Raw genomic sequence first — 11,258 nt, 5'->3', positions numbered from 1 at the left:
CTTTTTTTGTCTTGAAAATCAATACCCAAAAATCTCTTCTAAAGTCAATCCTTGAAACTCGCAGAGATGCTCAATAGCTTTCTAACTAGATTTTCTTTTTTCTAGTCTTTTCTTTTTCATATTTTTTATACGTTCCAATTGTTCTGGTGTATAGATTTGTTCGGTTTCTTTTTCGTGAGCTTCGTGCAAACTATCTATTTGTTTTTTATGAATTTTTTTTAACCTATTAATTTTTCTTTCGCTTTTAGTTTTGGCGAGTTGATTTTCTTGCTTGGTTTTAAGTTTTAGCAAATCTGCATCAAATTTTTTATGAATTTCGATGGATTTTTGTTTTTGTTCAGGCGACAATCTGAATTTTTGCCCTTCTTGGTTTTCTTGCGAAAAATTTTTGATAGACACCATCAAAAATAATCCTAAAATTAAATTTTTCATATTTCTTTACTCATTATCAATTAATACCCAAAAATTTCTTCCAAAGTCACTTCTTGAAACTCGCCGAGATTCTCAATAGCTTTCATATCAAGATTTTCCTTTTTACCAATTAGTGCTACATTATACTGAACAGGTTTTATTTCTTGATGATAAAACGCTGCCAAATCATCTATCGTTAGACATTCTATTTCGTGGTAGATATCTTTTCTAATGTCGTGATAAATATCTAGTTTATTCAAATTCAAATAATTGAAGAAAATATTAGTTCTAGTAATTCTGGTAGAAGCAATTTGTTTCAAAGCAGAATTTTTAGCATTTTCGAACTGCGCAGAAATTCTAGGCAAATCTTTCATCAAATCATCCATAGCATCTACCGCCAAATGTAATTTATTTGCCTGAGTTCCGATGTAAGCAGCTACATAATTACGTTTTCCTATCGCATTAGCGTTGGCATAATTTACATACGCTGAATACGCCAAACTCTTGCTTTCTCTCAGCTCCTGAAAAACCACAGAAGACAATCCTCGTCCGAAATATTCATTAAAAACATTAATTTTTCCAAAATTAGACGTATTAATTTCGTTAGCTCTACCAATTTTGCTCATTTCTACTTGTACCATATCATAATCGATAAAAAATACCTTTCCTTGAGTTTCAAGCTCTGGGAAAATTCTCGCTTCGGGAATATCTAATATTGAAACTTCTATATAATCATCTGCAATCGCTTTAAACCCATTAAAATCTTTACCATAAAAGAAAATTTCGTAAGGAAAATTGACTAAATTTTTAATTTTATCCGTCAATTCTTCTACTTGAATTTCCTTAAGCCTTGCCTCTGAAATTACGTCTCTTAATCTAGAATTTTCACCAAATTTGGCATATTGAGTGAGTGCAGACATTATTTTATTTTTGTCTTTTTTGGCTACTTCTCTGCTTTCTAAAATCAAGTCCACCGTTCCTTCATAGACTTCAGAATCTGGTCTCACGGAAGTAAGCCAATGTTTCATTAAACCTAAACCTTTTACTATATTTTCTTCTAAACCACTGAGTGAAATTCTGAAAATATCTGCCGAAGTATAAAAATTATAGCTGATACCAATTTTATAAAATTCCTCTTTTAATTGATGTGGAAGCAATTCTTCTGTTCCCAAAAACTGCAAAACATCTATTGCTAAGGAAAGTTCTTTGTCGTGGTCTGTTCCCATTTTGTAAATCAAGTGAACTTGTGCAATGTTGTTGTACTTATTTTTTACAAAACTCACTTTTTTATCTTTCACATCGGCTACTTCTATTTCATTTTGATAATCAATGAATTGAGGTTTAATCTCCGATGACTTTTCGTTAAGAATTTCAGTCAAAAACTCAGATTGAACCTCTCTGTTGATTTTAATCGGTGTAATCCCAGGATTTTCTACTCTGATGAGATCTTCATTGGCTCCTCTTTCTTTTTTGATGGCAACATAATTGTCTTTAAAGAAATTTTGTGCAAAATTTACTACCTCGTCTTTCGTTATTTTTTCGCATTCTGAGATTTCATTCAATTCTTCTTCCCAAGTTCTTTCACTGATAAATGCACCATAAAGAACCGTTGCCAAACCATCTGCTGTTTCTAAATTTTTCAGTTTTTGAAGTTTCATTTCATTGATAATGGCAGGAATTAACCAATCTGGAAACTCTCCTTTTTTCACCAAATCTATTTGTTCTAAAAGCAAATTTTTAGCTTCATCTAACGTTTGATTTTCCTTTGGAATTATCACCATAGTAAACATTCCGTATTGCTTAAAACCAGATTGATAAGCTACCGCACGCAATGCTTTTTGGTTTTGATTAATGTTTAAATCCAGCAAACCAGCTTCCCCAGAATTAGAAAGAATTTGCGCCACCACTTCCGCCAATCTTTCTTCTTGTGTTCCGTAAGAATCTGTTCTCCACGCCATGTGCAATCGTGGTGCAGAAGGACTTTTCACCGTTTTTTCTACTACTTTGGTTAAAGGTTCTTCTATTATTTTATTCTTTTTCGGGAGTTCTTTGTATTCAAATTTCCCGAAATATTGGTCGATTAAAAGAATCGTTGCTTCAAAATCTAAATCACCCACCAAAACCATTGCCATATTATTAGGCACATAAAAATCATTAAAATATTGGTGAATTGCCTTCATAGAAGGATTTTTCAAATGCTCAGATTTCCCGAGAGTGGTTTGTTGACCATTAGGATGTTTTGGGAAAAGTTCTTCCATCAAAGCATAATGTACCAATCTGCCATCATTATCTTGAGCTCTATTAAATTCCTCATAAACCGATTCTAATTCAGTATGAAACAATCTCAAAACCAAATCAGAAAAACGTTCTTTTTCGATTTTAAGCCATTTTTCTAATTCGTTATTCGGAATATTATTCTTGTAAACCGTTTCGTCTAGCCAAGTGTGCGCATTTGTTCCCGATGCACCCAGCGAAGAAATAGCTTTGTCATATTCATTGGCAATAGCATATTTGGAAGCTTCTTGAGAAATTTCATCTATTTTTTTGTAAATCTCGTTCTTTTTATCGGGATTTTGTTCGGCTTTGTGCTGTTCATACAAATCAGAAATTTGGCCGAGCAACTCTTTTTCTTTTCCCCAATCTAATGTTCCTAATTTAGAAGTTCCTTTGAACATCATGTGTTCTAAATAATGCGCTAATCCTGTATTATCAGCTGGATCATTATTACTTCCAGTCTTCACAGGAATATAGGTTTGAATTCTAGGAGCATCATTATTTTGAGCCAAATAAACCTTTAATCCGTTTTTTAAAGTATAAATTCTTACACCATTTTCATCATTCTGAACTTGCAGGTAAGAGTATCCGCTTTTATCTGTTAAATTTTGTGTTGTGTATTGATTTTCAATCATCGTCTGCATCATATTGTAAATTAAAAAAACTTCGACAAACTTACTGAAAATAGCTTGCCGAAGTCAATTTCTTTTGATAATTAATATCTATTTTGTTGAATATTTTTGATTCAGTGCTTGTAAAATAGCCCAAGTTTCCATATCCAATTTTCCGTCATAATTTTCTGGTCGGAAATGGTACTGCAAAGCCTCAATTGTAGTTTGTGTTGCTTTATCCCAAACGCCTGATTCTGGCAAAGAACTGTAACCAAATTTCTTTAATTCAATCTGAACTCCCATTACAAAAGCAGCATCATTAAACTTTGCTGTAAACTCTTCTGGAACAATCTGGCTAAGGAAAGTTTGCTTTGTAGCTTCATCATACCACATTCCAATCCCATATTCATCATACAATTTTTTCCAAGGAAATAGTGGACCTGGGTCTTGTTTTCTAGTTGGGGCAACATCAGAATGGCCTAAAACATTGGTTGGCGGAATTTGATATCGAGCAACCAAATCTTTTACCAACTCTGCTACTTTTTTCACTTGATAATTTGGATACGGAACAAAGACTTTTTTTCCTGCTTGTTCAGTGAAACCATTATTTACAATTTCTATCCCGATAGAGATATCATTAAGACCAGTATCTTTTCTCCATTCACTAATTCCTGCATGATAAGCTCTCTTATTCTCATCTACCAATTGATAAATTTCAGAATTATCTAAATCATTTACCAAATAATGAGCACTTACAGATTGTGTAGTGAGTACTTTTACAGATTTATCATGATCTATAGCTGTGTAGTGTAAAATGACATATTTTTGTCTAAAATTCTGGGCAATTGCAGGAAAATAAACCTTAGCAATGGCATATCCTTTAGGATTTGCACTTACTATAGAACCATAACTTATGGTGTTATCATTTTTTGTAGGGTCAGCAATATTTACAGTGTAATATTCTCCGCCCTGAATATCCTTTCTAATCTGTGGTTTGGGAGTACCTTCTGGTTTTGAAGACACTGATTTAGGCAAAACAACAGTTTTCGCAACTTCTTTTTGTGAACCACAAGAAATTATTAAAAAAGCTAAACCTATGAGATATAATGAATTACGCATTTTCCTTTATTTATTAATGTTTATAAAGTCAAAAATACAAAAATTTTTTATCATTTTTTTTTGGTTATTAACGAAAACTGTCCTATATTTGCACTCGCAATTACGGAATAGAAGTTCTTAAAGAATTTGCAAGGAGGGTTGCCGGAGTGGTTAACGGAGCAGTTTGCTAAACTGTCGACGCGAAAGTGTCGCAAGGGTTCGAATCCCTTACCCTCCGCAACTGAGAATTTCGGGGTGTAGCGTAGTCCGGTCATCGCGCCTGGTTTGGGACCAGGAGGTCGCAGGTTCGAATCCTGCCACCCCGACAAAAAACAAATTCCTTCGGGAATTTTTTAGTTTAAAAATTTAAGGTGCGTAGCTCAGCTGGATAGAGCATTCCGACTCAAATTGGAACGGTCACAGGTGAGAAAATCACTAAAAAAACAAGGGTGCGTAGCTCAGCTGGATAGAGCATCTGCCTTCTAAGCAGACGGTCACAGGTTCGAATCCTGTCGCGCTCACGAAAGAGAAATCAGAAATGGTTTCTCTTTTTTGTTTTGTATCAAGAATGTTTTCAATATTTTTGAAAAATGAAAAATTTGGTAATTATTGGTAAGGTTTTTCCCGAACCTCATTCTACAGCGGCTGGTTCTAGAATGCTTCAGTTGATGGACTTATTTCTGGCTCAGAATTATCAAATCACCTTTCTTTCTACCGCTTCTATTTCAGAAAATAGTTTTGATTTAAACTCAAAAAACATTCAATTTCAAAACATTGTACTCAATGATAATAGTTTTGACGAACTCATTAAAAAAATCAATCCTGAAATTGTCATTTTTGATAGATTCACCACAGAAGAACAATTTGGTTGGAGAGTTTCAGAACAAGTTCCTGATGCGGTAAAAATTCTTGATACCGAAGATTTACATTTTTTAAGAAGTGCTAGAGAAAAAGCCTTTAAACAAAATAAAAACATAGAACACTTAGATTTAATCAATGAAGTTTTCAAAAGAGAAATAGCTTCTATTTTAAGATGTGATTTATCGCTCATTATATCTGAATTTGAGATGAATATGCTCAAAAATCAATTCAGAATTGATGAGAAAATCCTCTTTTACCTTCCACTTTTTGCTGAAATTAAGAAATCTGAAACTCAATTTTCTGAAAGAAGAAACTTTGTAAGCATCGGAAATTTCTTGCACGAACCGAACTGGCAAACCGTTCTTCAACTCAAGAAAATTTGGAAAAACATCAAAAAACAACTTCCAGAAGCCGAAATTCATATTTATGGAGCTTATGCTACGGAAAAAGTCTTCCAATTGCACAAACAAAAAGAAGGTTTCATCATCAAAGGAAGAGCAGAAAATGTAAAAACTACTTTCAATCAAGCTAAAGTTCTACTTGCACCAATTCCTTTCGGAGCTGGGATTAAAGGGAAATTGCTAGAAAGTATGCAATTTGGTTTGCCGAACGTAACTTCTACAATCGGAGCAGAAGCTATGTACGGAAATTTCGATTGGAATGGTTCGATCACTGATAACGAAACGGAATTTGTAGAAAAAGCAATACTACTCTATCAAGACGAAAACATTTGGCAAAAATCACAAGAAAACGGCTATCTAATTGCTAAAAATTTATTTAAAAAAGAACTTTTTGAAAGTGATTTTAATGAAAAAATAAATTGGATTTTAGAACATTTGAACGAACACCGAAATGCTAATTTTCTAGGACAAATTCTTCAACATCATACTTTGCAAAGCACTAAATATTTAAGTAAATGGATTGAGGAAAAGAACTCTAAAAATCAATAATTATAATTCTTCACTTTTATTTCTTTTAGTTTCCGTATTTTTACACTTTCATTTCAAATGAGGCAAAAATGCCTTCAGAAAAACCTATGGATACAGAAAATTTACAAATTCAGATAAAAACATTTTTCGGTTTAGAAGAAATTCTGGCCGAAGAAATCAAAAAACTTGGAGGTAGAAAAGTAGAAATTAAAAACCGCGCCGTAAACTGTGAAGGCGACCTTGGTTTTCTCTACAAAATCAATTATTCTGCAAGAACCGCTGTGAAAATTTTAGTTCCAATTGCTACTTTTAAAGCTTGGAATGAGAATAAATTGTACGACAAAATTTTCGATTTTCCTTGGGAAACCGTGATGAACGTCAATCAAACTTTTGCAATAGATTCAACGGTTTATTCTGAAACATTCAAACATTCACAATTTGTAGCTTTGAAAATGAAAGACGCCATTTGTGATTATTTTGTGATGAAAGAAAGACGCAGACCAGATGTTGACCCGAAAAATCCTGACATCAAATTCCATCTTCATATTGATAGAGAATTGGTAACGATTTCTATGGATTCTTCGGGAGATCCTTTATTTAAGCGTGGTTACCGAAAAGAACAAGGAGAAGCGCCGATTAATGAAGTTCTCGCTTCAGGGATGTTGCAATTGGCAGGTTGGGACGGAAAAGGCAATTTCCTTGATCCAATGTGCGGAAGTGGAACGCTTTTGATTGAAGCTGCAATGTTGGCGATGGATTTACCAGCACAGATTTTTAGAAAGAAATTTGCGTTCCAAAATTGGAAAAATTATGATGCGGAATTATTTACCAAAATCAAAGAATTTAGAATCAATAGAGTGAAAGAATTTTCAGGGAAAATTGTAGGTTACGACATCGATGCAAGAATGCTAAATGCTGCCAAAATCAACATAGAAGCCGCTGAAATGGAAGATGTAATAGAAGTAAAAAAACAAAATTTCTTTGAATCTGAAAAAGATATGTTTCCGTTGTTGATGGTTTTCAATCCGCCTTATGATGAGAGAATTACGATTAATGACCCGGATTTTTACAAAAAAATCGGGGATACTTTCAAACAAAAATATCCCAATACTTTGGCTTGGATGATTTCTTCTGATTTAGAAGGCGTGAAAAATGTAGGTTTAAGACCTTCCAGAAAAATAAAACTCTTCAACGGAAAATTAGAATGCCGTTTCTTGCAATATGAAATGTATGAAGGCACGAAGAAAGTTCATAAATTAGAAAAATAATTTTTTAACCACAAAAGAGACAAAAGAAATGTTTGATTTTATTGATATGCTTTTAAATTTATTCAATATACTTCCTAGTAAGGATGATAGTAAGTTTATGCAAATATTTAAAATTTCACTTATCTTAATTTTAATAATATTCATTTCACTTTTAATTTTTTATTTATTTAAAGGTAAATAGAATAATATTTTTTTTAATTATTTAATATCTTTACAACTCAATTCTAAAAAATTCAATGCAAAATACAGCTTTACAATTTAGCGAAGTTATCCATCAATGTCGTGATTTGTTTTCTAAAAAATTACAAGATTATGGTGCAGCTTGGCGTGTTTTAAGACCAAGTTCTATTACCGATCAAATTTACATTAAAGTCAATAGAATCCGTACTTTACAGATGACTGATGTAAAAATGGTAGATGAACACGAAGAAGATGAATTCATAGCGATTGTAAACTACTCTATCATTGGTTTAATACAATTAGAGAAAGGTTTTTCTGAAAATTTAGACGAAGACAAAACCGAAATTCTGAAATTATATGACGATTACGCTCAAAAAGCCAAAGATTTAATGCTTCGTAAAAACCACGATTACGGTGAAGCTTGGCGTGAAATGAGAATTTCATCTATCACAGATTTAATTTATCAAAAAGTTTTGCGCACCAAACAAATTGAGGATAATCAAGGGAAAACGGTAGCTTCAGAAGGAATTGACGCTAATTATTATGATATGTTGAATTATGCAGCATTTTGTTTGATAAAGTTTTCGGAAGAAAAAAATTAAAAAAAGCACTAATTTGAAAATTAAATAGTAACCACCTAGTTTGTCATTCCGTAGGAATTTACTTAATGAAAAAAATTATACAAATATTATTAATTTTATTTTTTTCAGCTTCTTTTGCTCAATCAAAAAATTCAGATTTAGAAGAGGCAAGAAAGTTTGTTGAAGAAAGTTTGAATAACAAAACTGCTCATAATGTTATTGTTAAAAAAACTTCACAACACCTATTAGAAAAACAAACGATAATAAAAATTGCTGAAGCCACACTTTTTCAAATTTATGGAAAAGAAAATATTTTAAGACAAAAACCTTATAAAACCTATAGAATTAATAATTTTTGGCTAATTGAAGGAACTTTACAAGAAGGTTTTAAAGGAGGAGTTTTCCAAATTATTATTGATGACAGAACTGGTGAAATTAAAAGAATTACTCACGGAAAATAATCTTCCAACTTCCAAACTTAAAAAAATGAAAAGAATCTTACGCTACATCATTGCCATCATCTTCATTATTTCTGGCTTCGTAAAAGCAGTTGATGTGAAAGGTTTTTCCTTTAAACTCGAAGAATATTTTTCGCCAGATGTTTTTAATTTACCATTTTTAGAAAAATACACTTTAGAAATCGCTGTTTTTGTGGTAGCATTAGAACTAGTTTTAGGATTAATGCTTTTAATGAAAGTAAAACTGAAAACTACACTACTTTCGTTGATTGCATTGTGTGTTTTCTTTGCATTTCTTACGTTTTATTCGGCGTATTTTAATAAAGTTACGGATTGTGGTTGTTTCGGTGATGCAATAAAATTCACACCTTGGCAAAGCTTTTGGAAAGATATGGTATTGCTTTTTGGTTTGCTTATTTTATGGTTTTTGAATAAAAAATCTGAAACTTTAACCAACGAAAAAGGTTGTCTGAAAATGCCTTTTCTTTGGTTAGGAATTTTGGCTTCTGCTTACATTATCTATCACGGAATTGCTCACGAACCTTTGATTGATTTCAGAGATTATAAAATTGGCGTTGATATGAATGTAGAAAAACAAAAAATTGCAGCCAATCCTTCAGAATACAAAACCTCTTATACTTTAAAAAATTCTAAAACAGGCGAAGAAAAAGTAGTTGGACAAGACGATTACGTGAACCAAAAACAATATTGGGAAGAAGGAACACCTTGGCAAATTCAGTCGGGTAAAGAAGTTTCTGTTTTGGTAAAACAAGGTTATAAATCTGCAATTGACCATTTTAAACTAGAAGATGCCAAAGGAAATGATGTTACAGATCAAATTTTGCATCTGCCGAAAGTGTATTTGGTTTTTAGCTATAAACCAAATGAAGTATTGCAAGCTGCACATTCTTCAGAAGAATTAGAAGAAGACATTCAAAAAAAGCTTAACTCTTTTACAGTTTACGAAATATCAACAGAAAAAAATGATTTATTAGGCTTTACACATTTAACAATGGACGGAACCGCCATAAAAACCATTGCAAGAAGCAATCCATTTGTTTTGGTTTTAGAAAACGGGATAATTAAAGAAAAGAAAAGTGTGAAAGATTTTTTAAAGCATTAAAAATTTAATAAAAACATTGCGCTCATTGCGAAAAAATTTGCGACTTTGCATGAAAAAAAATAATAAATAACATGAGAAAAACCAACAAATCCATCGCAGGATTTCATTTACTAATGATACTTTCTGCTGTAGATTATAAATTTCATTCAGACGAAGAAAGAGTAATTAGAGAATATTTGGAAGAAGAATTTCCATTACCCATTAATTTTGACAACGAAATTGACCAAATTGCTTCTCTAAAGCCAGAAGAATGGAAACCACATTTCGAGTTTCAAGCACAATGTTTCTATGATGATTCCATCGAAAAAGAAAGAGAAGAATTCAAGAAATTTGCAAAAAAACTCATCAAAGCAAATAATGTAGTTTCAGAAGAAGAACACGACTTCTACTCTATTATGAAGTCTATTTGGAAAATGTAATTGGCTACTAGCAATTAGCTAAATCAACGAGAAAAAATTACAAAACTGATGCAATTCATACCATAATATTTCTGTAAATCTTGAAAATTTCAGAAATTTGCAAATATTAAATTTAACCTCAACACTTTATAGAAATGAGAAAAAACATCGTAGCAGGAAACTGGAAAATGAACAAAAACGTAATTGACGCTCAACAATTGATGGCTCAATTACTAGAATATAAAAAAGCAAATACCACCAATTGCGAAGTGTGGATTGCTCCTCCTTCATTATATTTAATGATGGCAAGAGATATTTTTGAAAACAATGAAATCGGCGTTTTTTCACAAGATATGAGCGAATACGAAAGTGGCGCTTACACAGGTGAAATTTCTGCAGATATGTTGCAATCTATCGAAGCAGACGGTTCTATCATCGGACACAGCGAAAGAAGACAATATCACGGCGAAACCGATTCTCACTGCAATAGAAAAGTAAAATTGGCTTTAGACAAAGGTTTAACTCCAATCTATTGCAACGGCGAAACTTTAGAACAAAGAAAATCTGGACAACATTTAGAAGTAGTAAAAAACCAAACCGAAGTTGCACTTTTCACGCTTTCTGCCGAAGAAATTAAAAAAGTGGTGATCGCTTACGAGCCAGTTTGGGCAATCGGAACTGGCGAAACTGCTACTCCAGAACAAGCGCAAGAAATTCACGCGCACATCAGAAGTCTTATCGCCGCAAAATACGGACAAGAAGTGGCCAACGAAATTTCTATTCTTTATGGCGGTTCTGTAAAACCAGACAATGCGAAAGAAATTTTCTCTCAACCAGATATAGACGGTGGTTTAATTGGCGGTGCTGCTCTTAAACTAGAAGATTTTTCTAAAATTATTGAAGGTTTTAATAATTAAGAAATAAAAATTAAAAATTAAGAAAGAGTTGAAAATAAAATTTCAGCTCTTTTTTTATTCCCCTTCTTTTAGAAGGGATGGCAAAAATTTTATAAATTTTTGACGGTGTAGTTTTAGAAGCACACGTTTTGGGATTACTTTTACTTTCA

At 32.5% G+C, this 11,258-nt stretch carries 10 protein-coding genes and 3 tRNA genes; 10 read left to right on the top strand and 3 right to left on the bottom strand.

Annotated elements, in window-relative coordinates; translation table 11 throughout:
- Positions 1-81 precede the first annotated feature (81 nt).
- The 3 genes from IEW40_RS10045 to IEW40_RS10035 form a co-directional block, all read right to left on the bottom strand.
- The gene (locus tag IEW40_RS10045; RefSeq protein WP_188617960.1) at positions 82-432 is read right to left on the bottom strand and encodes a hypothetical protein; all 351 of its coding nucleotides are present in this window, start codon (positions 430-432) and stop codon (positions 82-84) included.
- Positions 433-452: 20 nt separating this feature from the next.
- On the bottom strand, positions 453-3,329 hold the full coding sequence (locus tag IEW40_RS10040) for a M16 family metallopeptidase (protein WP_188618069.1): 2,877 nt from the start codon (positions 3,327-3,329) through the stop codon (positions 453-455).
- Positions 3,330-3,407: 78 nt separating this feature from the next.
- Positions 3,408-4,415, bottom strand: a complete 1,008-nt coding sequence (locus IEW40_RS10035; RefSeq protein WP_188617959.1) for an N-acetylmuramoyl-L-alanine amidase — start codon at positions 4,413-4,415, stop codon at positions 3,408-3,410.
- A gap of 132 nt (positions 4,416-4,547) precedes the next feature.
- On the opposite strand from IEW40_RS10035, the gene IEW40_RS10030 reads away from it, so the two are divergent.
- The 10 genes from IEW40_RS10030 to tpiA all read left to right on the top strand — a co-directional run bounded on the left by IEW40_RS10030 (position 4,548) and on the right by tpiA (position 11,109).
- Positions 4,548-4,632: transfer RNA gene (locus tag IEW40_RS10030), tRNA-Ser, on the top strand.
- A gap of 13 nt (positions 4,633-4,645) precedes the next feature.
- Positions 4,646-4,720: transfer RNA gene (locus tag IEW40_RS10025), tRNA-Pro, on the top strand.
- Positions 4,721-4,841: 121 nt separating this feature from the next.
- Positions 4,842-4,915, top strand: a tRNA-Arg gene (locus tag IEW40_RS10020).
- A 69-nt stretch (positions 4,916-4,984) separates the two neighbouring features.
- Positions 4,985-6,205, top strand: a complete 1,221-nt coding sequence (locus IEW40_RS10015; protein ID WP_188617958.1) for a glycosyltransferase — start codon at positions 4,985-4,987, stop codon at positions 6,203-6,205.
- An 86-nt stretch (positions 6,206-6,291) separates the two neighbouring features.
- Positions 6,292-7,452, top strand: a complete 1,161-nt coding sequence (locus tag IEW40_RS10010; RefSeq protein WP_188618068.1) for a THUMP domain-containing class I SAM-dependent RNA methyltransferase — start codon at positions 6,292-6,294, stop codon at positions 7,450-7,452.
- Positions 7,453-7,688: 236 nt separating this feature from the next.
- Positions 7,689-8,234: a DUF1599 domain-containing protein gene (locus tag IEW40_RS10005; RefSeq protein WP_188617957.1), complete on the top strand. Its 546-nt coding sequence runs from the start codon at positions 7,689-7,691 to the stop codon at positions 8,232-8,234.
- A 65-nt stretch (positions 8,235-8,299) separates the two neighbouring features.
- The gene (locus IEW40_RS10000; RefSeq protein WP_188617956.1) at positions 8,300-8,674 is read left to right on the top strand and encodes an NTF2 fold immunity protein; all 375 of its coding nucleotides are present in this window, start codon (positions 8,300-8,302) and stop codon (positions 8,672-8,674) included.
- A 25-nt stretch (positions 8,675-8,699) separates the two neighbouring features.
- Complete coding sequence (locus IEW40_RS09995) at positions 8,700-9,794, top strand: BT_3928 family protein (RefSeq protein WP_188617955.1); 1,095 nt, start codon at positions 8,700-8,702, stop codon at positions 9,792-9,794.
- A gap of 71 nt (positions 9,795-9,865) precedes the next feature.
- Positions 9,866-10,213, top strand: coding sequence for a tellurite resistance TerB family protein (locus IEW40_RS09990; RefSeq protein ID WP_188617954.1), 348 nt, complete (start codon positions 9,866-9,868; stop codon positions 10,211-10,213).
- Positions 10,214-10,347: 134 nt separating this feature from the next.
- Positions 10,348-11,109, top strand: a complete 762-nt coding sequence (gene tpiA / locus IEW40_RS09985) for a triose-phosphate isomerase (RefSeq protein WP_188617953.1) — start codon at positions 10,348-10,350, stop codon at positions 11,107-11,109.
- The last annotated feature ends 149 nt before the right edge of the window (positions 11,110-11,258 follow it).

The organism is Cloacibacterium rupense (genome assembly GCF_014645495.1).
Taxonomy (GTDB): Bacteria; Bacteroidota; Bacteroidia; order Flavobacteriales; family Weeksellaceae; genus Cloacibacterium; species Cloacibacterium rupense.
The sequence above is the reverse complement of the archived record's forward strand: the minus strand, read 5'-3'. Positions and strand labels throughout refer to the sequence as shown.

Coding starts and splice junctions, on each gene's coding strand:
- IEW40_RS09995 (WP_188617955.1), top strand. CDS start 8,700: ATGAAAAGAATCTTACGCTACATCATTGCCATCATCTTCATTATTTCT.
- IEW40_RS10015 (WP_188617958.1), top strand. CDS start 4,985: ATGAAAAATTTGGTAATTATTGGTAAGGTTTTTCCCGAACCTCATTCT.
- IEW40_RS10000 (WP_188617956.1), top strand. CDS start 8,300: ATGAAAAAAATTATACAAATATTATTAATTTTATTTTTTTCAGCTTCT.
- IEW40_RS10045 (WP_188617960.1), bottom strand. CDS start 432: ATGAAAAATTTAATTTTAGGATTATTTTTGATGGTGTCTATCAAAAAT.
- IEW40_RS10035 (WP_188617959.1), bottom strand. CDS start 4,415: ATGCGTAATTCATTATATCTCATAGGTTTAGCTTTTTTAATAATTTCT.
- IEW40_RS10005 (WP_188617957.1), top strand. CDS start 7,689: ATGCAAAATACAGCTTTACAATTTAGCGAAGTTATCCATCAATGTCGT.
- IEW40_RS10010 (WP_188618068.1), top strand. CDS start 6,292: ATGGATACAGAAAATTTACAAATTCAGATAAAAACATTTTTCGGTTTA.
- IEW40_RS09990 (WP_188617954.1), top strand. CDS start 9,866: ATGAGAAAAACCAACAAATCCATCGCAGGATTTCATTTACTAATGATA.
- IEW40_RS10040 (WP_188618069.1), bottom strand. CDS start 3,329: ATGCAGACGATGATTGAAAATCAATACACAACACAAAATTTAACAGAT.
- tpiA (WP_188617953.1), top strand. CDS start 10,348: ATGAGAAAAAACATCGTAGCAGGAAACTGGAAAATGAACAAAAACGTA.